Here is a 20913-nt window from a genome sequence, read left to right as displayed (position 1 = left end):
TGCTCATCAGAGGCGCTCGATGATGGTGGCGTTGGCCAATCCCCCTGCCTCGCACATGGTTTGCAGGCCGTAGCGGCCGCCGGTTTGTTCGAGGTGGTTGACCAGAGTGGCCAGAATGCGGGTGCCGGACGCGCCGAGCGGATGACCGAGTGCGATCGCGCCGCCGCGCGGGTTCAGCTTGGCGAGATCCGCGCCGACCTCGTGCTGCCAGACCAGCGGAACCGGCGCGAATGCCTCGTTCACCTCGTAGGCGTCGATGTCATCGATGCTCAGTCCGGCCCGCTCCAGGACCTTGCGGGTGGCCGGGATGACAGCGGTGAGCATGAGCAGCGGGTCGTCGCCGACCACCGAGAAGGAGTGGAACCGGGCGCGCGGGCGCAGCCCCAGCTTGTTCGCCGCCTCCTCGCTCATGATCAATGCGGCCGAGGCGCCATCGGTGAGCGGTGACGAGTTGCCCGGCGTGATCGACCATTCGATCTCCGGGAACCGCTGGCTGAACTGCTCGTCCACGAACGCGGGCCGCAGACCCGCCAATCCCTCGGCGGTCGTGGTGGGGCGAATGGTCTCGTCCGCGGTCAGCGTGCCCGCGGCAACCAGCTCGTTCGCGAATCCGCCTGCCGCGGCCGTTTCCGCGGCGAGCCGGTGCGAGCGAGCGGCGAACTCGTCCAGCGCGGCCCGATCGAACTTCCACCGCGCACTGATCACCTCGGCCGCGATCCCTTGCTGCACAAGCCCTTCCGGATACCGATGGGCCAGCGGCTGCCGATTCGCATCCTTGCCTTGCGCGTTGGAGAACATCGGCGCCCGGCTCATCGACTCCACCCCGCAGGCGATCGCGATGTCATACGCCCCCGAGATCACGCCCTGCGCCGCGAAATGCGCCGCCTGCTGACTCGATCCGCACTGCCGATCCACCGTCGTCGCGGGCACCGACTCCGGAAACCCCGCCGCCAGCGCAGCCGTCCGGCTGATATTGAACGCCTGCTCCCCACTCTGCGTCACACACCCGCCGATCACATCATCGACCAGCGCCGGATCCAGCTCGTTCCGCGCCACCAATTCGGCCAACACCCCGGCCAGCAAGGTCGCCGGATGCACCCCCGACAACCCACCCCCCACCTTCCCCTTGCCCGACGGTGTACGAACGACATCCACGATGACGGCGGACCCCATAGCCCTCTCCGATCAGCTAAGTTAGTTGCGATTCCGCTCTAAGTTAACACGGATTCGCCTGCGGTCGGCACGGTATGGCCGCGTCCGCCGACCGGCCAGCTCAGTCGCCGAAGACGGCTTCGATGGAGCTGGCGGCAACCGCCCTGTCCACCCATCTCTCCAACTCATCGGTGTCCCGGCAGGATTCGATGCGTGCCCGGAGCTGTTCCGGAACATGGAAGCCACGTGCGGCCAGGACTCGCAGCAGCATTTGCACGCCTTCCTCGGCGCGCCCTTCTGCTCGTCCCTTATCGATGAGTCCGTCGACCCAGTCGTCTCGGTAGGTGGGGCTGGCCATGAGTTCCTCCAGGATTCGACAACCGGTCAGTCGCCGAAGACGGCTTCGATGGAGTCAGCGCTCATCGCCTTGTCGAACCAGGCTTCGAGTTGGTCGGTATCCAGGCAGGATTGGATGCGGGCGCGGAGGTCGTCCGGGATGGTGAAACCGCGCGCTTCGAGGGCCCGCACGAGTATCTTCGCTTCACCTCGGGCTTCACCTTCGGCGATGAATCCGTCGATGAACGCGTCTCGGTATGCAGGGCTGGCCATGAGCTCCTCCAGGGCTTTTCTGGCCGCGTCCGATGCGGCGTGCTGGACAAATCGAGTGTAGGTCGTGCGGGTCTCACGATCGAGGGTGGCGAGCTTGTTGAGCACCATGCGCCGGTTGGCAGCGTTGGTGAGGTCGAGAGCGTGGGTGAGGGCGGCGAGGACGGTGAGTTCGGGAGCTACGCCCGCGAACGCTGGATTGGTGGGATCGGGGGTGTTATGTGGGCCGATGACGATGGGGTCGAGGTTGAAGCCGGGGTGACCCGTGCGAACTGTGCGTCGGCATGCCCGCGCCGTGGCTCGGCTCGACGCGATGACGACGAGGACGGCATCGCAGTCGTGCTGGGATTGGGCGACCGCCACATAAGCCGGCCACGCTCTGCGTTTGCCGCGTTTAGGTGGGGCCGACTGAGATTCGGTGATGACAGCCAGTTTGCCGCCATCGGTGCCGCGCAGGAGCGTGACGGCGTCGGCATGGAATTCGGGCGGGTCGCAGGTGGTGAGATTGCTGTCTGTGACGGTAGCGGTCGCTCCGGCGGGTAGTGCGATGCCGGTATCCGCTAGCAGCGCGGCAGCCAAGTCGGGGTTGTGGCGCAGCAACTCGAGAGGGGCTTCGTGGCGGATGCTCGGCATGGCGGGAAGAGTGCCAGGGGTCACCGACAGGGTTTTGGGGCGCAGGCCACTCTGCGTGCGACGCGCCGGGGGGCCTCGCATAGGCGACTCTTGATCGGCTCGGGTAGGGGCTGGTGGCGAGGCGGCGAAGGGTGAATTATGCCGGATAGGTATGTGTTTCAGTGGCTTTCAGTGCGACCCATAGTTGCAGGCCCGGTTGGAGGCGGAGGTCGGCGACGGTGGCGGGGGTGACGTCGGCGAGGACCGGAGGGGTGCCGTCGAGGCGGACGCGGATGGTATGCGCGTGTTGTTCGATGCCGGTGATGGTCACCGGCCAGGCGTTGCGGGGGCTGCCGGTGGGGTGGTCGGGGTGCAGGCTGACGGCGGCGGGGGCGAAGGCGACGTGGACGGGGCCGTCGCCGGGTTCGGCGACGGTGAGCGAGCCGCCGGTGTCGAGCACGACGGTGGTGCCGCGGGCTACGCCGCGATAAAGGTTGAGGCCCACCAGGTTTGCCACATAGTCGGAGCGGGGGCGGCGGGCGACCTCGCCGGGGGAACCTTCCTGGACGACGCCGCCGTTCTCCAGAATGACGAGGCGATCGGCCAGCACCATGGCGTCGAGCGGGTCGTGCGTGACCAGCACGGTGTGGCCGGGGTAGTCGGTGAGGTGATGGGCGAGATCGGAGCGCACCCGCAGCCGGGTGCTCGCGTCGAGGGCGGCCAGCGGCTCGTCCAGCAGCAGCAACGCGGGATCGGTGGCCAGGGCGCGAGCGAGGGCGACCCGTTGGGCCTGCCCGCCGGACAGGGCGCGCGGTTTGGCGTCCAGATGAGCCGAGAGCCCGACGCGGTCCAGCCATTCGGCGGCACGTGCGTGAGCTGCGGCCCGGCGGTGGCCGCGAGCGCGCAACCCGAACGCGACGTTGTCCAGCGCGCTCAGATGCCCGAACAGCAGGTAGTCCTGGAAGACAACGCCGACCTCCCGACGCTCGGCGGGCACGAACACCTTCGGCGGTGCGTCCCAAGTCTTTTCGCCGATCCGCAGCACACCGCCGGTGAGCGGCGTCAGCCCGGCCAGCGCCCGCAGCGCGGTGGTCTTGCCCGCCCCATTCGGGCCGAGCAGTGCGACGACTTCACCAGGCGCCACGGACAGTCGGATGTCGAGCCCGAATTGCCCACGCCTGACCCGAAGTTCGGCTTCCAGCGTCATACCGTGCTCCGAATCCACCGCTCGCGCAACGCGACCAGGACAACGACCGACACCGTGAGCAGCACCAGACTCAGCACGATCGCGTCCTGGGGATCGGTTTCCAGCGCCAGATAGACCGCCAGCGGCATCGTCGTCGTCTTCCCCGGAAAGTTGCCCGCGAAGGTAATGGTTGCACCGAACTCGCCGAGTGCTCGCGCCCAGCACAGCACTCCGCCCGCGACCACACCCGGCAGCACCGAAGGCAGCGTCACTCGCCGGAAGGTCAACCACCGCGACGCCCCCAAGGTCGCCGCCGCCTCCTCGAACCGGGGATCCGCGGCCCGAAGTGCGCCCTCCACCGAAATAACCAGAAAGGGCATCGCCACAAACGCTTCCGCGATCACCACCCCGGCCGTCGTGAAAGGCAGTGAGACACCGAACCATTCATCCAGATACTGGCCGATCAGCCCGCGCCTGCCGAGTACGAACAGCAGCGCGACACCGCCGACCACTGGCGGCAACACCAACGGAACGGTGACCAATGCCCGCAGCACCCCGCGCCCCGGCACCTCGCCGCGCGCGAGCAACCACGCCAACGGCACTCCCAGCACCAGGCAGATCATCGTCGCGAGGCTCGCGCACAGCAGCGAAAGTCGCAGTGCCTGACCGACTTCGGCGTTGAACAGCCGATCCGGCAGGTCGCGCCACGGCGCCCGCACCAGCAGCCCGGCCAGCGGAACGAGCAGGAAGGCCAGTGCGCACAGGGCGGGCACCAGCAAAATGAGCGGTCGCCTGCCCTGCGCTACCCGCCGCCGTGTCACGGTGTGTCGAATCCCGCCTCGGCGAACACCTTCCGCGCCTGCTCGGACTTCACGAAGTCGACGAACGCCACGGCCGCGGCGGAATTCGGCGCGTGCGCGAGCGGTGCGATCGGATAGTCGTTGACCGCCTGGGCCGCTTCGGCGAAGTCGATGCCCTCGACCCGATCACCGGCTGCTCGCACATCGGTCCGATACACCAGTGCGGCATCGACCTCGCCGAGCGCGACCTTCGTCAGCACCGCCTTCACATCGGATTCCCGCGTGTCCGGCCGCGGGGTGACGCCCGCGGCCTCGAACACCGTCTTGGCGGCGGCCCCACACGGCACCTGTTCGGCGCACAGCGCGATCTTCGGGTCGGTCTTGGCGAAGTCGGCCAGGCCGGTGATGCGGCCGGGGTTGCCCTTGGGCACCGCGATCTCCAGCCGGTTGCGTACGAAGGTGGCCGGCGCGCCGGTCACTTCGCCCTTGTCCGTCACCTGCCGCATGTTCTTCGGTGCCGCCGAGGCGAAGACATCGGCGGGAGCGCCCTGGTTGATCTGCTCGGCCAGCGCCGAACTCGCTCCGAAGCTGTAGACCACCTTGGTACCCGGGTGCGCAGCCTCGAACTGCTTGCCGAGTTCGGTGAATGTCTCGGTCAGCGAGGCGGCCGCGAACACCGTGACGGTGCCGCCGAGCCGACCGATGCCCGCGGACGCCGCCTCATCGTCCGAGCCGCAGCCCACCAAGGTCAGTGCTACCACGCCCGCAACGGCGGCGACGCTCAGCGAACGCATCATTTCGACCTCATCAACTTTCCGGAATCTCGACAACGACATGTGTCGACTTGACCGACGCCACCGCGACGCTGCCGACCTCCAGGCCGAGTTCGTCGACCGACTCCCGGCTCAGCAGCGACACCAGCCGGAACGGTCCGGCCTGCATCTCGACCTGCGCCATCACGGTGTCCTTGACCACCCGCGTCACGATGCCGCGCATCCGGTTGCGAGCCGACGCGGCGACGGTGACGCCCGGGGCGGGGGTCTCCGCATTGGCCTGGAGGAATTCGGCGAGTTCCCGGCCGCGCACCCCCTTGCGCCCGTTGCCGAGCTGGATCGCGGTCAGCTTGCCCTGCTCGATCCATCGCCGCACGGTGTCGTCGCTGACGCCCGCCAGCACCGCCACCTCACTGATCCGCAAATCCGACACGACATGCAGTTTATTGCCGCATCTGCGGAATGCAAGAGGCAAGTGTTCGCGCGGCCAGCTCCAGCTCTCCGGCCGATCGGCTCGTCAGGGCTGGTGGAGAGGCTGCCGCACGATGCTCGGCACAAAGCCGGTCCCCGCCAGCCTGGAGCAGCGAGCCCTCAGAACAACCGACTGCCCGTTATTTCCGGTATGTGCTCTCTGTGATCGTTGTGACGGAATTCTCGGTGAACTGTCTCACAATGGGCGAAGTCCGAATTTCCGCCGCGGCTGCTAGAGAACCACTGAATTGCCTGCTGGGCCTACTGTTTCAGGTCCGCCCGGAGATCGGATCACACCGCATTCCGCTGATCGAACAGCTCGGGCGCGGTCGGTATTCATTACATTGGAAGGGATTTCGCAGTCCCATCTGATGGAGGAATTTCGGTGCCGATTATCGATCTGGGTTCGTCAGCGTTGAATCTCGCGAACGTCGTGACGTCCATTGCCGCCAACATCACCTACCTGTTGCAGGCCTGGCACGTCATCTAGACCCGGTGACCCGGCGGCGCGGCACTCGCGTCGGCCGCCGGGTACAGCCGATGGATCGTCAACGCCGCCGCGAGCAGCCGGGAATCGCGCGGCTCGGTGGGATCGATGCCGGTGAGTTCGGCGACCCGGCGCAGGCGATAGCTGAACGTATTGGGGTGGACATGAAGCTCGGCGGCCGCGGCCTTACGGTCGGATCCGTGGCGCAGGTGCGCGTCCAGCGCCTCGATCAGGTGCGGACTGTCCAGGATCGGCGCCATCCGCTCGGCCAGCCGGTCGCGCGCGGGGCCCGGCCTGGTGAGCTGGTACTCGAGCAGTAGATCATCGAGCCGATAAACGCCGGTCGGCCTGCCGAGTAGCCGCGCCAGTTCGGCCAGGTCGGTGGCATCGCGCGCGGTCTGCGGCACAGCTTCCCTTGCCACCGAACGGTATTCGGCCACGAACACCGCGACACCGAATTGCTCGGCGAGCTGCCCGGCCAGCTGTTCGGCGAGCTCACTCTCCGACGCGATGGGGAGCAACGCGATTCCGGTCGAGCCGTCGAAGGTGGCCAGCGCCGTGGTGCCGGCGAGGCTGTCCAACGCACGTTGCAGAATTCTGATCCGCCGCCTGCTGATCAAGGTGGCGACGGTCGGGGGTTGATCGTCATGCCGAATATGGATGGCCACCACCGTGTATCGCTCGGCGAGTGCGGTATCGGCGCGCGCGGCCAGTTCTTCAGCTGGTAGTCCGCCGAGCAGCGCGGCACACAAGGCGCGCCGCGCTTCGCGCTCGGCGTGGTAGATCGATTGCTCGACCTCGGTGTAGGTCTCCACCACGGTGATGTTGATGTGCATCAGCAGGTCGAGTAGTCGGCCGCCGATGACGACCAGGTCCTCCATTTCCCCCTCGGTGGCCAGCGCCGCCGCCTCCTGCAGCACCGATTGCGCCGATCCGTGCATGGCTTCGATCAGCAGGGGCAGCGGAATCCGGTCCTCGGCATGCCGTTCCGCTACCGGACGACGAACGCGGCAACCTCGGCCCTGGTGAACACCCGCTGCTCGCCGATGGCTTGCAGTACCGCCCGGCCGCACGCGTAGATCGCGGGCAGCACCTCGGCGGTGAAATGTCCCTCGGGCAGGTCCGCTGTCGGCGCGGTGGCCCCGAGGCCCGCGGCGAGCATCCGTTCGGAGATCTGCGGCCAGCGGGCGAGCAGCCGGGTGACCAGCGGCGCGTTACCGGTCGGCGGAGAAAGTGCGAGCGACATGAGCCGATTGTTTCCAACGACAGGTTTCGCGGCAAGGAAACTGGCGTATCCACCGGAACTTTGTCTCGGGCAACAACTTTCCTGTGGACATATTCTCTGCGGCGTGCAGTGACCCGGCAGCAGCGGCGGCAATAGATTCAGGCGGTGGCTCGATATGGCACCCATCACATTCGGTCTGTGGTGTGTTCCAGGAAACAGCTTGTGTCAGTTGATGGCTCGCGTTCGGAGTGCCGAAATAGCTGGAATGGGAAGTGAATTGAATGGCTGCAAAGGCGCAAAACGCGAAGCGCACCGTCTTCGGTGCCGCAGTGATCGCCGGGTTGACGATGGCGTCTGTCCTCGGTTCCGGTGCGGCGAGCGGTGATCCACGTATCGAACAGACGCTCGCGGACTCCATCAGCGCTGGACTGACACCGGCCGCAGATGGTCGACAGCCAAGGGCCATAGTGAATTCCGGTAGCAGCTCGAGCCTCAGCCAGGCCACCGATACGCTCGGTGAGGGCCTGAAGTGTCGGCGTATCTGGCGGCGTTCGCCTACGGCTTGACCCATCCCGATGCGGCCCCACCGGGCGCGAACCGCTGGGGCTGCGCGCCGACCGCCGAACATCCACGGCCGGTGGTGCTGCTGCACGGTACCTGGCTGAACGCAAAAAGGGCGCTGCCGGACGGAGTCCGTCATCAGCCCGCGCATGGCCGGAGCGAATGCGGAGGTACGCTTACGACAGCTTCGCCTATCTCTCGCCCCGCCTGGCGCGCGCCGGATTCTGCGTGTTCGCCTTCAATTTCGGCCGTTCCGGCCTGCTGGCGGGCGGCGGTCTCGGGCCGATCCTGCCCGGCCGCTACGGCGTCGGCCGGATGGAGGATTCCCCGCGGCAGCTGAGCGAGTTCGGCTCGCCGTTCTACGCCACGCTGAACGCACAGGGGGACACGGTTTCCGGCGTCGAATACACCTCCGTCGGCTCGCGCCTCGATCAGGTGATGAACCCCTACGACTGGTCGTTCCTGCGGCCGGGCCCCGGTGCCACGGTGCACAACATCACCCTGCAGGAGGGATGCGAGCAGGACCTCTCCGACCACCTCACCATCATGTACTCGCCACGGTCCGCCGCCATCGCGCTGCGCGCGCTCGATCCGGTCGCGTATCCGAACCTGGAGTGCACGTTCAACCCGTGGCTGATCGGCGGCAGCGGCAGTCTCTAGCCGTTGTCACTGCACTCGACGGAGAAAGATCGGCGCACGAATTGTCTTCTGCGCCAATTCATTTCCGATTCGAAGATTCGTTAACGTGAGGTGGGCATTGCGGCGGCACCGGCGGCGCGACGATGCGGGCCGCCAGTGGAGAGGATGAATCAGATGAGTGCCGATCCCGCCGCGGGCGTCTCGGTTCCCGCAGTCGAACCGCGCTCCGCCTATCCGCTACTGCCCGAAGTGGATCCGTTCTACCAGCCACCGTCCAACCTTCGGCAACTGCCACCTGGTGCCGTCGTCCGTACGCGTGCGGTCGAGCTGGCTTTGTTCGGGACTGTTCCGCAACGGATTTCGGCATGGCAATTGCTCTATCGGACCTGCGATCTCGACCTCGTCCCCGAGGTGGCGGTCACCACCGTGCTGTTGCCGTTCGGCGCCGACCCGGCCGAGCCGCGTCCGCTCGTCTCGTTCCAGTGCGCGATCGATGCGGTCGCCTCGAAATGCCTTCCCTCCTATGCGCTTCGGCGTGGCGCACGGGCGGCGGGTTCGATTCCGCAACTGGAGCTGCCGCTCATCGCCAGCGCACTGGCCCGCGGTTGGGCGGTGTCGGTGCCCGACCACGAGGGCACCGCCGGTCGGTTCGGTGTGGCGCGCGAACCCGGCTACCGGGCGCTGGACGCCGTCCGCGCGAGCCTGGCGTTCGCGCCGCTCGGTCTCACCGCGACCACACCGGTGGCGCTGTGGGGCTATTCGGGTGGCGGGCTGGCCACCGCGTGGGCCGCGGAACTGGCCGCCGAATACGCCCCGGAACTCGATATCGTCGGCGCCGTCGCCGCCTCGCCGGTCGGTGATCCGGCCGCTGCCTTCCTTCGGCTCAACGGCTCGCTGTTCGCCGGTTTCGCCGCGGTCTTCACCGCGGGCCTGCGCCGCGCGTACCCCGACCTGGACCGGCTGCTGCGCACCCACCTGGACGCGCGGTATCTCGGCTGGCTCGCGGAAACGGAGACGACCACAACGTTCCCCCTGCTGTACCGCTTTGCCCGCCGCAATATCGATCAGCACTGTCGCGGCGGCCTGGCGGCACTGCTGGCCGCACCGGAACTGCGGCGGGTCCTGGCCGATATCGAGCCCGGCGGGCGCGCCCCGGTCATGCCGCTGCTCGTACTACAGGGCATATACGACGAGGTGATCGCGGTCGCCGACGTCGACGCGCAGGTCGCCCGCTACACGATGGCGGGCGCCAACGTGCGGTACCTGCGCGACCGGCTCAGCACCCACCTCCTCTTGCAGTACACCGCTCTCCCGGTGATGGTCGACTGGCTCGCCGATCGCTTCGCCCACCGCGAGCTGCCGCCCGCCACCACCGAGACCTCCTGGTCACTCGCCTGCGCTCGCGGAGCCTTGACGGGCCACCTGGACTTCGCCCGCCTGCTCGCTCGAATGCTCTTCGCGCGCCCGATTCGGGCGGTCCGCCAACACCCGGGTGCGCATCCGTGACCCGGCGGCCGCCGCGTCCGCGTGACAGTCGGCACCGTTTCCTCGGGCCTCGTTTGGGGTAACTGCTGGTAGATGGGGGCCAGGGCCGCCGGAGGGGGAGAGGAGGTGCTGCGATGACGAGGGTGTTCCTAGTGGACGACCACGAGATCGTCCGGGTCGGGATACGCGACCTCATCGACGGCGAGTCCGATCTCCAGGTGGTGGGGGAGGCGGGCACCTGCGCGCAGGCGCGTCGCCGGGTGCCGCCGCTGCGACCGGACGTCGCGGTGCTCGATGTGCGGCTGCCCGACGGCAGCGGCGTCGAGCTGTGCCGGGATCTACTGGCGGCGACGCCGCGATTGCGTTGCCTGATGCTGACCTCGTTTGTCGATGAGCAATCGATGATCGGCGCGGTCCTGGCCGGTGCCAGCGGATTCCTCGTCAAGGACATTCGCGGTCCCGAACTGATCGACGCCATTCGCGCGGTCGGCGAAGGGCAGTCGTTGCTGGACGAACGTGCCGCGGCCGCGCTGATGGCGAAGCTGCGCACGCAGACCACCGTCGAGCACGGCCCGCTGGCGGCGTTGACCGACCGGGAACGCACGGTGCTCGCGATGCTGGGCGAGGGGCTGACGAATCGACAGATCGCGCAGCGGATGTTCCTGTCCGAGAAGACCGTGAAGAATTACGTCTCGCAGCTACTGGCCAAGCTCGACGTCGAAGGACGCACCCAGGCCGCGGTGCTCGCCGCCAAGCTCGGGTTGCCGGGTCCTGCCGAGGAGTGAGCGCACCTACCGGTCGACGACCTCCTCGATCGGCCGCCGCGGGGTGTGGGGCAGCGGCGCCGCGTTCGTCGGCACCCAGCCGATTCGGACCATGGCCTGCGGATAGGCGCAATCGTGCAGCAGCTGGGACCGAATGTCCGCACGCAACTCGGGCAGACCGAGTGGTTCGGTTTGTAAACAACTGGACAGGCCCAGGTGGGTCGCTGTCAGCAGCAGCGCGCTGAGTGCCTCACCCGCACGTAGTCGGGACAGCCGGTCGTCCGCGGCGGTGCAGACCACCATCCATTCCGCGCCGTCCGGATGTTCGGTGCGGTCGACCAGTTCGGGATCGGTGAACGTCCGCACCGGGATCTCGTCCTGGTGCCGTGGTCGGGGGCTGTTCACGGCGGGTACCCCATCGGACGTGCCGTGCCGCCCACTCCACGCAGCGAGTTCGATCTGGTACTCGGCGTCCTCGGCGTGCTGGTCCACCGCCGCACGGGCCGGTCGCGCCAGCCTGGCGCGCAAGGTGTCAGGGACATGGCGCACCACGGCGCCACATTGCGCTGCGCGCGTGGCGATCGTCCGGATGTATCCGGGTGGAACCTGCCAGGGGCTGAAGCGCCTGCGGTCGGACTGGCGGTGCATGAGGGCCGCGCTGAGCTCGAAATCGGGCGGTGTCGGCTCGTGCGGTGCGAATTCGACGGCGGCGAGGTGGTCCGGATCGGCCGGATCCGGCACGTGTTCAACGGTGGCGGACCAGCCGAGCACCGCCAGTGCCACCCGCAGGTGATGCAGTGCCGCACCACAACTCAGGACGAGGCCGCGCTGGTGCGGGTCCGTCGCGACCAAGTGCCTGGCCGGGTCGGCATAGAGATGGATCGTGCGATCCGTCATCCGCCACCGCCACGGCTGGGTGTTGTGTACCGATGGTGCGCGAACCGCCATCGCGAGGGCGGCCTCGAGAGTGTCGACGTCCGGCTGTGCGGAGCCCATGAATTCGTTCCATCCTTCCGGTGGACGCGTGCGGCGCGATCGGTTCGCGCCTCGCGTCGCGCCACCGAGCCAAGTCTCCGGACGCTCGTACGGTCCGACACCGGTCCGAAGGTCCTCAATATTCGGGACCTAAGGACCGGGCCGGTCGGTTCGATTCCGTCCGATACCCGGCACCCGGTTTGCTTCTAGCCCCTAATCCCGTTGTCTCAGAGCTGAATCCGGTTGTCGCAGGCATTGGTTGTTGTTATGGTGACGCCCAAGCCGAGGGAGGCGATGCTTGGTGTTCGTGGGGCGCACCGATCTGCTCGATCTGATCGATAAGTTGGTCGAGGTTCCGGCGCGAGATGCGACCAGGACGCCGAAGCCGGTGCTGGTGGTGGAAGGCTGCGGTGGTTCCGGCCGCACCGCGGTGCTGGAACAGGCCATGGACAAGTGGCACGGACATACGCCGTCGGTGCTGGTCCGCCCGCTGGCCCGGCCTTTCGACGAGAACGATCCGGTACGGACGGTGCTGGCCGCGGTCATGCTGGGGCTGAGCGTCGACATCCCCGGCTACGCTGTCGCGTTCCCCCGGCTCGTCATCGCCCAGATCGTCATCGCCGAGGATTTCGACGACCTCTCGCCAGGTGGGCAGCTGGCCCGGCTGAAGACACTGCTCAGCCGATACCAAAGCCGCGCCGCGCTCATCGGATTCGTCCGGCATCTCGGCGATATGGTCGGCGTGATGGCCGGCACCGTCAACGTGCCCGGCGCCGCGGTCATCGCACCCACAATGGTGAACCTGGCCGCCGAGGCGATGGCCTCTCGATTGCTGGGCGGGGGGTGGTTGAGGGGGCGGAGATGGGGGGCCGACACCGCATGGTTCAGCCACCAAGATCTCGGCTTGCACCACGATGCCGAGCGGGTGCTGATCGAACTCAGCCACAACGCCAGAAGCACCGACCCGGCCATTCGACGCGGCGTCGATGATGTGCTGGTCGGCGCGCTGCTCGCGGATCTGCGGGCCAGCGTCACCAAGGTCAAGCGGCGGACCTCGAACGCCTTGGTGCTCATCGATGACGGCGACGCGCCCGCTGCCGCGTCCTTCACCAGCGCCTTGCTCCGGGTCCGTGAGTCGATCGCGGCCACCGGCGTTCGACTACCCGACCCGCTGACGGTGGTAACCGTCAGTTCCGGAACATTGGTGGACAATCTGGCCGGGCAGGTCCCCGCGCCCGCGGTCTGGTCGGCACCGCTCGAACCAGCCCGGATGGCGACCACGGGACAGTTGTGGGCGCAGGTGCGGCTGCCCGAGTTGAGCGAGCGAGATGTCCGGCTCATGGCCAAGGAAGTCGATCCGTACCAGTCGGAAAGGATCGGTGAGTCGGTCTACCGGCTCACCCGCGGCCACCCCGCGGCCACCGATTGCCTACTCCGCCGGATCAAGCAGGAGCGGGATCATCTGGACGATCTCGACGGCCTGCTGCGCAGCCCGGGACCTGAATCCGGCGCTACCGTCGAGCAGTATCTACTGCGCATTTTCGGTCGAGGCTTGAGTGTGAACAGGCTCGTGCGCAGGGAGCTGGCGACCGCGCTCGTCACGATATCGGCGGCCCGAAGCAAAAGGGAAGCACTGGGTTTGGTCCCCTTGCTGCCCGCCGGGGTCGAACACGATTCACCCCTGTTCAAATCACGGACGCTGTGGACACCTGCCACGCCCGACGGCGAGGAGAAGCTACCCGCGCTGGCCCGCCTGCTCGGCCTGCGCGCGCTGATCGCCCGGAACGACGGGCAGGACTGGGCGCGGGTGCTCGCCACGTTGCGCGACGGCGTCGCCCCCGACGATCGTCAGAGCAGGCTGCATCACGCTCGCCTGCTGGACGGTCGCGACGCGGTGGTCGGTGAGCTCGCGGATCTGCTGCCGACGTTGCCTTCCCCGGAATGGTTGCAGCTGTTCGACGACATCGTCGAGACGCCGGACCCCGGTCGGCGGGACAGCGATCTCATCGACGGCCCCGATCGGGCGCGCTCGCTGCACGAGCACCTCGCGACCTTGGTGGCGCTGGTACCCGCGTTCGAATCCGACATCCGGATCACCACCCCGGAACAGAAGTCGACGCTTTGCACGCGTATCGCGCACAGCTACGAGAAGGTGGCCGACGATGCCCGGGATAGCGCGCCGTTCCTGGTGCGCGCCAACAGATATCGCAGACTAGCGAACCAATTCCAGTGACTCGCTTTGGCAGAAGGAGACCGATCGTGGAATCGCGATATTGGTTGTGGATCATCCCGAAGCCCGACCGGTCGTTCCCGCGCCCATGGACCGACTGGGTGCGGTTGGGGTTGGTACTCACGCTGCTGGTGGCCGCGGGCGTCGGGTTCGCCTTCCGCGAGCCGTTGCACCGCGCGTTCAGTTGCAACGAGAGCTGGATCCCGAACGGCGACGCCTGGCGGGCCGGTGACCGGTGTGTCGGATTATCCGAAGGCCCTTACGCTTTCGACGTCGCCGCGTTCAACCAAGTGATGGGCGTCATCGACCGGCAGAACCGCTCGGCGGCCGACGAATGCCCCGGCACCCCGGCGACCGTCGGTGTGTTGCTGACCATGACCGACGAACTGGCGGGCAGCCGGGCCGTGCACGAGTTGGAGGGCATGGCGGCCGGTCAGCGCAGAGCCAACGGCACCGGGTGCCTGCATCCGATGAAGCTCGTCATCGGCCAGCTCGGTGACTACAACGGCAACGGCGATCCGGTCGGGGTGGCCCGCAAGCTGGCCGGGCGCGACGATGTGGTCGCGGTGGCGGGCATCGGGCTCAGCCATCAGGCCACCGCGGAGGTCGCGGAAGTGCTTGCCGCGGCGAAGATTCCGATGGTCGCGGATGTGGTCACCGCGGAGGGATTCGATCAGGAAGGTTCGCGCGCCGACGACCCCGAATTCGACAGTTGCGACAAGGACATCTCCTATCCGCGCGGTATCGCGCGGGACTACTTCTACCGCGTCGCGTTCCGGGTGGCCGTGCAGGTCAAGGCGATCGGCGCGGTGGTCACCACCCGGCCGGACTTCATCATGGTGCCGATCGGTGGATCGGACCCTTATACCTGCACCACATTGCCGTTCCTGCAACGGCAATACGGCGGCAACTTGCTCGAGGTCAAGTTCGACACCACGGAGCCGAGCACCGTGCCGCAGACGGCGAAACGCGTGTGCGCCACCGCGAAAGACGTGACCATCGCCTACATCGCGCGCGGCCGCGACCTCGGCAGGCTGCTCTACGCCCTCGACGAGGCCTACGCGAACGGCCAATGCGCGGCGACCTCGGTCACGGTGGTCAGCACCTCCGACGGAAACCGGCTGCGCACCGTCGAGTCGGACCCCGCACTGGAAGATCTGCGGACGAAGGCGCTGGGCTCGGAAACCTTCAAGGACGGCCGGGTGCGGATGCTGTTCACCTTGGTGGCCGGGGCGGACGGGCCGCAGGCCATCAACCCCAACTGGACTGTGTTCGAGCAGGCGTACAAGGATGCGGGCTTCGACCTCGAACATGTCGGCGACGGGTGGGCTGTCAACGCCTACGACGCCGTGACCACCATCGACACGGCCCTGCGCAGCCTGCCCGCCACCATGCCGGTGCAGCGCAGTCAGGTGAACGCGACCATCAGCGGCTTCTCCGCGCCGGACGCGGCGGTTCCCGGCGCGGGCGGTCCGATCATCTTCGACAACAGCGGCAACCGCACCGGGGTCGGTCCCCAGGTCGTCCGGCTGTGCCCGGTCTCCACCTCGGTGGATCGCCCGCCGTACGTGCCGACCGTCGAGGCAAGGCCCGGTGAATCCGTCCCGCAGTGCGTTCGCTGAAGTTTGTGTGTCCGATCACAAATGTCCCTCGTTTGCTCTAGCGTGAGCACGGTTGGTGCCGAGAGGGGCTGTGGATGCGTAGCGGGATGTTGAGTCTGGTGCGGTTGCGGGAGCTGGTCGAGGCGGGGCAGATCGACACGGTGTTGGTCGCGATGACCGACATGCAGGGTCGGCTGCAGGGAAAGCGTTGCGCGGCACGGTATTTCCTGGACGAGGTGGTGGAGCACGCGACCGAGGCGTGCAACTACCTGCTCGCCGTCGACGTGGACATGACGCCGGTCGCCGGGTATCCGATGTCGTCGTGGGACACCGGGTACGGCGATTTCGCGCTGCGGCCCGATCTGAGCACCCTGCGGCTGGTGCCTTGGTGGCCGGGCACCGCGCTGGTGCTGTGCGACGTCGAGCAGGTGCACCCGGAAGGGGAGCCCGTCGGGCCCTCGCCGCGGCAGGTGCTGCGTGCGCAACTGGACCGGTTGGCCGAGCGCGGGCTGCGCGCCTTCGTCGGGACGGAACTCGAATTCCTGGTCTTCGACGACAGTTACGAGGCGGCGTGGTCGTCGGGCTATCGTGATCTGCGACCGGCCAACCAGTACAACGTCGACTATTCGCTGCTCGGCACCGCGCGCATCGAGCCGCTGCTGCGCCGCATCCGCACCGAAATGGACGGCGCGGGCATGTATGTCGAGTCGGCCAAGGGGGAGTGCAACCCCGGCCAGCACGAGATCACCTTCCGCTTCGACGAGGCGCTGACCACCTGCGACAACCACAGCATCTACAAGACCGGCGCGAAGGAAATCGCCGCCCAGGAGGGCCGCAGCCTCTCCTTCATGGCGAAATACAATGAGCGCGAGGGCAACTCGTGCCACATTCACATCAGCCTGCGCGGTGAATCCGGCGAGCCGGTGTTCGCGGGAGACGAGCCGAACGGATGGTCGCCGCTCATGCGGCATTTCGTCGCGGGCCAGCTGGACTGCCTGCGTGAGTTCACCTACCTGCTCGCGCCGAACATCAACTCCTACAAGCGATTCGTGCCGGGCAGCTTCGCGCCGACGGCGGTCGCCTGGGGACGCGACAACCGGACCTGTGCGCTGCGGGTGGTCGGGCACGGGCCGTCGCTGCGGCTGGAGAACCGGGTGCCCGGCGGCGACGTGAACCCCTACCTCGCCGTGGCCGCCACCATCGCGGCCGGACTGCACGGCATCGAGCATCGGCTGCCGTTGGAGCCGGAGTTCAACGGCAACGCCTATCGATCGGAGCGGCCGCGGGTGCCGCGCACGTTGCGCGAGGCCGCGCGGCTCTTCGGGGACAGCAAGGTGGCACGGACCGCGTTCGGTGATGATGTAGTGGAGCACTACCGCAATGCGGCACAGGTCGAGCTGGCGGCCTTCGACGCCGCCGTCACCGACTGGGAGCGAATTCGTGGATTCGAACGACTCTGAGGTCTCGAACGCTGGAGTCGTGCGCGCTGACGGATCGAACGACGGTGCGCCCCGACCGGTGATCGGCCTGCCGACCTACCTGGAACTTGCCCGTTTCGGCTCGTGGCATATCGACAGCGCCGTGTTGCCGCACAGCTACATCCAGATGGTGGCGGAGGCGGGCGGCATCCCGGTGCTGCTGCCACCGGTCGGCGTGGCGCGTCCGGAGCTGGTGGCGCGGCTCGACGGTCTCGTGCTGACCGGCGGTGCCGACGTGGCACCGGCCCGCTACGGCGCGCCCGCACATTCACTCGTCTACACCAGGCCCGACCGGGACGAGTCCGAGTTCGGACTGTTCGAGCTGGCCCGGGCCGCCGAGCTGCCGATTCTCGCGGTGTGCCGCGGCCTGCAGGTGGTGAACGTCGCCTTCGGCGGCACGCTGATCCAGCATCTGCCGGATGTCGTCGGGCATGCCGACCATTCCGGCACCGTAGGCGGCTTCACCGTCACCGACGTGGTGACCGTGGCGGGCAGCAAGGTCGCCGCGATCGCCGGGCCGGAGGTGAAAGCCAACTGCCACCATCATCAGGCGATCGATGTGCTCGCCCCGGCATTGGTCGCCACCGCGCACGCGGCGGACGGCACGATCGAGGCGGCGGAAACGACGGACGGACCGTTTCTCGTCGGCGTGCAATGGCATCCCGAGGTGGATGCGGTCGACCGCCGGTTGATCAGGGCACTGGTCGCGGCGGCCGAAGACTATCGAAGGGAGCGGATTTCGTGACGACAGCGCAGGTGGTCAACCCGGCGACCGAACAGGTGGTGACCACGGTCGAGCTCACCGGCGAAGCCGAAACGGACGCGGCGATCGAACGGGCCCAGCGCGCGGCGATCGCCTGGCGCGAGGTGGCCCCGGGCGATCGGGCCCGGCTGCTGCGCCGATTCGCCGACGCCGTCGACGCGGATCTGGAGCACCTGGCTCGCCTCGAGGTCGCCAACTCCGGCCACACCATCGGCAATGCGCGCTGGGAGGCGGGCAATGTCCGGGATGTGCTGCACTACGCGGCCGGTATCCCGGAAAGGCTGCTCGGCCAGCAGATTCCGGTGGCAGGCGGCGTCGATATCACCTTCCACGAACCGCTCGGCGTGGTCGGTGTGATCGTGCCGTGGAATTTTCCGATGCCGATCGCGGCGTGGGGATTCGGGCCCGCGCTGGCGGCGGGGAATACGGTGGTGCTCAAACCCGCGGAGCTGACCCCGCTGACCGCTGTTCGGCTGGCGGAGCTCGCGCTCGAAGCGGGCTTGCCGGAGCACGTATTCCAGGTGCTGCCGGGTAAGGGCTCCGTGGTCGGGCAGCGGTTCGTCACCCATCCGGCGGTGCGCAAGGTGGTATTCACCGGTTCGACCGAGGTGGGCACCGAGATCATGGCCGGGTGCGCGCGGCAGGTGAAACGGGTGACGTTGGAGCTCGGCGGTAAGAGCGCGAATATCGTGTTCGCCGACGCCGATCTGGAGCGGGCGGCCGCCACCGCGCCGTACGGTGTGTTCGACAACGCCGGGCAGGATTGCTGTGCGCGTTCGCGGATCCTGGTGCAGCGCAGTGTCTTCGATCGGTTCCTCGAACTCTTGGAGCCCGCCGTGCGTGGGGTGAAGGTAGGCGATCCGGCGCAGGAGTCCACCGAGATGGGCCCGCTGATCTCGGCCGCGCATCGGGAGCGGGTAGCCGCGTTCATCGAGCCCTCGACCAAGATCGCGTTCACCGGCGAACGCCCCGATGGACCCGGATTCTGGTATCCGCCAACGGTGGTGCTGCCGGACGCGCCCACCGACCGGGTGCTCACCGAGGAGGTGTTCGGCCCGGTGGTCGCGGTGCTCCCGTTCGAGGACGAGGCCGACGCCATCCGGATCGCCAACGACACCGAGTACGGGTTGTCCGGCTCCATCTGGACCAATGACGTCGGCCGGGCGCTGCGGGTTTCCCGCGCCGTCGAGGCCGGGAACCTGTCGGTGAATTCGCACTCGTCCGTGCGGTATTGGACGCCGTTCGGCGGCTTCAAGCAGTCCGGGCTCGGTCGCGAACTCGGGCCCGACGCCGCGCTCGCGTTCACTGAAACCAAGAACGTCTTCATCGCCACGCAGTGACCTACCCCCCATACCGACAGGAGATGCCTTGCAGCGCTTACAGGACCGAGTCGCCGTCGTCACCGGCGGCGGGAGCGGCATCGGCCTCGCCACGGTCCGCCGCTTCGCCGCCGAGGGAGCGAAGGTTGTCGTCGCCGACATCGACGCCACCACCGGTGAGGCAGCCGCCGCCGAGGTCGACGGCTTGTACGTCAAGGTCGACGTGACCGACGAGGCGCAGGTCGAAGCCTTGTTCCAGGCCGCCGTCGACACCTACGGCGGGCTCGACGTGGCGTTCAACAACGCGGGTATCTCACCGCCGGAAGACGATTCGATCCTGACCACCGGGCTCGACGCCTGGCGTCGGGTCCAGGAGGTCAATCTCACCTCGGTCTACCTGTGCAGCAAGTACGCCATCGGACACATGCTGGAACGCGGCAAAGGTTCGGTCATCAACACCGCGTCCTTCGTCGCCGTCATGGGCGCCGCCACCTCGCAGATCTCCTACACCGCGTCCAAGGGTGGCGTCCTGGCTATGAGTCGTGAACTCGGAGTTCAGTTCGCCCGCAACGGTATCCGCGTCAACGCCCTCTGTCCCGGCCCGGTGAACACGCCGCTGCTGCAAGAACTGTTCGCCAAGGACCCGGAACGCGCCGCCCGCCGCCTGGTGCACATCCCGACCGGGCGCTTCGCCGAACCCGAGGAAATCGCCGCCGCCGTGGCCTTTCTCGCCAGCGACGACGCGTCGTTCATCACGGCATCCCAGTTCCTGGTGGATGGCGGCATTTCCGGCGCCTATGTGACGCCGCTGTAGGGCGCATCCTTCCCGGCTCGAGGTATGAAAGGGGCCGAGCGGGCCGGTGCGCGTCGTCGCCGAGCACAGGCTCGGCGACGACGCGGAACGGTTCCGATTCCGCTTCGACGCCCTAACCCTTACCGCCTGGCGGGGCGGCTGCCATCACTGTGGCGGAGACGAGAACTGTCGATGAATATGCCGGACGGAACGACTTTCGCTCAGCCGCCGGATGCGCCGTGGTGCGGGCCGACGACTAGCTTGCTCACGGCATAAAACTATTCAGGTCCGGCATGCCGGGGATGTCCGGCAAGGACGGCAGGCCGGGTGCGCCGCCGTTGCCGTTGGGCAGCGGGTTCGGCACATTCGGCACGTTCGGAAGCTGTGCACCGCCTTGCGCACCGCCCTGGCCCTGTGCGCCGCCCTGCGGGTCGACCTGTACTCCGCCCTGGGTCCCGCCTTGCGCGCCGCCCTGGGGGCTTTGCGTGCCACCCTGCGCGCCGCCCTGACCTTGCAGGCCGCCTTGGGGGTTTGCCTGCACACCGCCCTGTAGGCCGCCCTGTGCGCCCGGCTGGGTTGCTCCGGGTGGGGTCGGCGCCGGCTGAGCTCCAGCGACCCCGCTGTACAGGAGTGTCGCGGTGAGTCCCGCGGCGGCCGCGGTCGCGATCTTGATCTTGTAATTCATGTGTGTAGCCCCTTCTCATCTCGAAGTGGTACATGCGTACATGCTGATCAAACGTTCAACACGATAGTGGCTCACATCACAATGAGCAAAACTGGTCGGTATGAAAACCCTCTGACGTGCTCATATACCTCCGGCCCGCCATCCCCAAAATCGGAACCGCACACCCTTCGTGTCAGCCGCACACCCCGAAGAGGGTGTGCGGCTGACACGAAGGGTGTGCGGCTGGGGTTGCTCGCGGTGGCCGGGCGTGTCGTCGCCGAGCGCGGGGCTCGGCGACGACCGCGAACAGATTCGGCCTCGCGTCGACG

19 protein-coding genes and 1 pseudogene are annotated in these 20913 nt (G+C 67.6%); 9 read left to right on the top strand and 11 right to left on the bottom strand.

From position 1 onward, the window contains the following. Window positions 1-6 precede the first annotated feature (6 nt). The 9 genes from ACFK0J_RS30120 to ACFK0J_RS30080 form a co-directional block, all read right to left on the bottom strand. A complete protein-coding gene (locus ACFK0J_RS30120; protein ID WP_378733035.1) occupies window positions 7-1173 on the bottom strand; it encodes a thiolase family protein in 1167 nt (388 codons plus the stop codon). A gap of 100 nt (window positions 1174-1273) precedes the next feature. Continuing rightward, window positions 1274-1510: a hypothetical protein gene (locus ACFK0J_RS30115; RefSeq protein ID WP_378733033.1), complete on the bottom strand. Its 237-nt coding sequence runs from the start codon at window positions 1508-1510 to the stop codon at window positions 1274-1276. A 26-nt stretch (window positions 1511-1536) separates the two neighbouring features. Continuing rightward, on the bottom strand, window positions 1537-2391 hold the full coding sequence (locus ACFK0J_RS30110; protein ID WP_378733031.1) for a hypothetical protein: 855 nt from the start codon (window positions 2389-2391) through the stop codon (window positions 1537-1539). A gap of 136 nt (window positions 2392-2527) precedes the next feature. Continuing rightward, complete coding sequence (locus tag ACFK0J_RS30105) at window positions 2528-3577, bottom strand: ABC transporter ATP-binding protein (protein ID WP_378733029.1); 1050 nt, start codon at window positions 3575-3577, stop codon at window positions 2528-2530. After that, the gene (gene modB, locus ACFK0J_RS30100) at window positions 3574-4377 is read right to left on the bottom strand and encodes a molybdate ABC transporter permease subunit (protein WP_378733027.1); all 804 of its coding nucleotides are present in this window, start codon (window positions 4375-4377) and stop codon (window positions 3574-3576) included. The genes ACFK0J_RS30105 and modB overlap by 4 nt, the downstream gene beginning before the upstream one ends. After that, window positions 4374-5153 carry a molybdate ABC transporter substrate-binding protein gene (gene modA, locus ACFK0J_RS30095; RefSeq protein WP_378733024.1) on the bottom strand — a complete coding sequence of 260 codons (780 nt, stop codon included), beginning with the start codon at window positions 5151-5153 and terminating at the stop codon, window positions 4374-4376. The genes modB and modA overlap by 4 nt, the downstream gene beginning before the upstream one ends. A 10-nt stretch (window positions 5154-5163) precedes the next feature. Next, window positions 5164-5562: a molybdopterin-binding protein gene (locus tag ACFK0J_RS30090; protein WP_218470835.1), complete on the bottom strand. Its 399-nt coding sequence runs from the start codon at window positions 5560-5562 to the stop codon at window positions 5164-5166. A 524-nt stretch (window positions 5563-6086) separates the two neighbouring features. Then, the gene (locus ACFK0J_RS30085) at window positions 6087-7028 is read right to left on the bottom strand and encodes a PucR family transcriptional regulator (RefSeq protein WP_378733022.1); all 942 of its coding nucleotides are present in this window, start codon (window positions 7026-7028) and stop codon (window positions 6087-6089) included. A 50-nt stretch (window positions 7029-7078) separates the two neighbouring features. Next, the gene (locus tag ACFK0J_RS30080; RefSeq protein WP_378733020.1) at window positions 7079-7333 is read right to left on the bottom strand and encodes a hypothetical protein; all 255 of its coding nucleotides are present in this window, start codon (window positions 7331-7333) and stop codon (window positions 7079-7081) included. A gap of 260 nt (window positions 7334-7593) precedes the next feature. Here ACFK0J_RS30080 and ACFK0J_RS30075 point away from each other — a divergent pair. The 3 genes and pseudogenes from ACFK0J_RS30075 (at window position 7594) to ACFK0J_RS30065 (ending at window position 10782) form a co-directional block, all read left to right on the top strand. Beyond that, window positions 7594-8533: pseudogene (locus ACFK0J_RS30075) on the top strand (lipase). A gap of 153 nt (window positions 8534-8686) precedes the next feature. After that, a complete protein-coding gene (locus tag ACFK0J_RS30070) occupies window positions 8687-10018 on the top strand; it encodes a lipase family protein (protein WP_378733018.1) in 1332 nt (443 codons plus the stop codon). 113 nt (window positions 10019-10131) lie between these two features. Then, the gene (locus ACFK0J_RS30065; RefSeq protein WP_378733016.1) at window positions 10132-10782 is read left to right on the top strand and encodes a response regulator; all 651 of its coding nucleotides are present in this window, start codon (window positions 10132-10134) and stop codon (window positions 10780-10782) included. 6 nt (window positions 10783-10788) lie between these two features. Here ACFK0J_RS30065 and ACFK0J_RS30060 read toward each other — a convergent pair whose 3' ends face one another. Further along, window positions 10789-11757, bottom strand: a complete 969-nt coding sequence (locus ACFK0J_RS30060; RefSeq protein ID WP_378733014.1) for an Acg family FMN-binding oxidoreductase — start codon at window positions 11755-11757, stop codon at window positions 10789-10791. Between the two features lie 277 nt (window positions 11758-12034). Here ACFK0J_RS30060 and ACFK0J_RS30055 point away from each other — a divergent pair, with 277 nt between their 5' ends. From ACFK0J_RS30055 to ACFK0J_RS30030, 6 genes are all read left to right on the top strand, one after another. Next, the gene (locus tag ACFK0J_RS30055; protein ID WP_378733012.1) at window positions 12035-13969 is read left to right on the top strand and encodes a hypothetical protein; all 1935 of its coding nucleotides are present in this window, start codon (window positions 12035-12037) and stop codon (window positions 13967-13969) included. A gap of 26 nt (window positions 13970-13995) precedes the next feature. Then, complete coding sequence (locus tag ACFK0J_RS30050; protein ID WP_378733010.1) at window positions 13996-15588, top strand: ABC transporter substrate-binding protein; 1593 nt, start codon at window positions 13996-13998, stop codon at window positions 15586-15588. 74 nt (window positions 15589-15662) lie between these two features. Continuing rightward, window positions 15663-17027: a glutamine synthetase family protein gene (locus ACFK0J_RS30045; RefSeq protein ID WP_378733008.1), complete on the top strand. Its 1365-nt coding sequence runs from the start codon at window positions 15663-15665 to the stop codon at window positions 17025-17027. A 19-nt stretch (window positions 17028-17046) separates the two neighbouring features. Beyond that, window positions 17047-17790 carry a gamma-glutamyl-gamma-aminobutyrate hydrolase family protein gene (locus ACFK0J_RS30040; protein WP_378733006.1) on the top strand — a complete coding sequence of 248 codons (744 nt, stop codon included), beginning with the start codon at window positions 17047-17049 and terminating at the stop codon, window positions 17788-17790. After that, window positions 17787-19148, top strand: a complete 1362-nt coding sequence (locus tag ACFK0J_RS30035) for an aldehyde dehydrogenase family protein (RefSeq protein ID WP_378733004.1) — start codon at window positions 17787-17789, stop codon at window positions 19146-19148. The genes ACFK0J_RS30040 and ACFK0J_RS30035 overlap by 4 nt, the downstream gene beginning before the upstream one ends. Before the next feature lie 28 nt (window positions 19149-19176). Further along, on the top strand, window positions 19177-19941 hold the full coding sequence (locus tag ACFK0J_RS30030) for a 3-oxoacyl-ACP reductase (RefSeq protein ID WP_378733001.1): 765 nt from the start codon (window positions 19177-19179) through the stop codon (window positions 19939-19941). Window positions 19942-20185: 244 nt separating this feature from the next. Here the strand turns inward: ACFK0J_RS30030 and ACFK0J_RS30025 are convergent, their stop codons facing one another. Then, a complete protein-coding gene (locus ACFK0J_RS30025; protein WP_378732999.1) occupies window positions 20186-20605 on the bottom strand; it encodes a hypothetical protein in 420 nt (139 codons plus the stop codon). Between the last annotated feature and the right edge of the window lie 308 nt (window positions 20606-20913).

It is taken from the genome of Nocardia brasiliensis (assembly GCF_042691675.1).
Taxonomy (GTDB): Bacteria; Actinomycetota; Actinomycetes; order Mycobacteriales; family Mycobacteriaceae; genus Nocardia; species Nocardia brasiliensis_D.
Note: the sequence above shows the minus strand (reverse complement) of the source record. Positions and strands in the feature narration are given on the sequence as shown.

Coding starts and splice junctions, on each gene's coding strand:
- ACFK0J_RS30045 (WP_378733008.1), top strand. CDS start 15,663: ATGCGTAGCGGGATGTTGAGTCTGGTGCGGTTGCGGGAGCTGGTCGAG.
- ACFK0J_RS30070 (WP_378733018.1), top strand. CDS start 8,687: ATGAGTGCCGATCCCGCCGCGGGCGTCTCGGTTCCCGCAGTCGAACCG.
- ACFK0J_RS30105 (WP_378733029.1), bottom strand. CDS start 3,577: ATGACGCTGGAAGCCGAACTTCGGGTCAGGCGTGGGCAATTCGGGCTC.
- modA (WP_378733024.1), bottom strand. CDS start 5,153: ATGATGCGTTCGCTGAGCGTCGCCGCCGTTGCGGGCGTGGTAGCACTG.
- ACFK0J_RS30025 (WP_378732999.1), bottom strand. CDS start 20,605: ATGAATTACAAGATCAAGATCGCGACCGCGGCCGCCGCGGGACTCACC.
- ACFK0J_RS30060 (WP_378733014.1), bottom strand. CDS start 11,757: ATGGGCTCCGCACAGCCGGACGTCGACACTCTCGAGGCCGCCCTCGCG.
- ACFK0J_RS30120 (WP_378733035.1), bottom strand. CDS start 1,173: ATGGGGTCCGCCGTCATCGTGGATGTCGTTCGTACACCGTCGGGCAAG.
- ACFK0J_RS30085 (WP_378733022.1), bottom strand. CDS start 7,028: ATGCACGGATCGGCGCAATCGGTGCTGCAGGAGGCGGCGGCGCTGGCC.
- ACFK0J_RS30065 (WP_378733016.1), top strand. CDS start 10,132: ATGACGAGGGTGTTCCTAGTGGACGACCACGAGATCGTCCGGGTCGGG.
- ACFK0J_RS30110 (WP_378733031.1), bottom strand. CDS start 2,391: ATGCCGAGCATCCGCCACGAAGCCCCTCTCGAGTTGCTGCGCCACAAC.
- ACFK0J_RS30080 (WP_378733020.1), bottom strand. CDS start 7,333: ATGTCGCTCGCACTTTCTCCGCCGACCGGTAACGCGCCGCTGGTCACC.
- ACFK0J_RS30115 (WP_378733033.1), bottom strand. CDS start 1,510: ATGGCCAGCCCCACCTACCGAGACGACTGGGTCGACGGACTCATCGAT.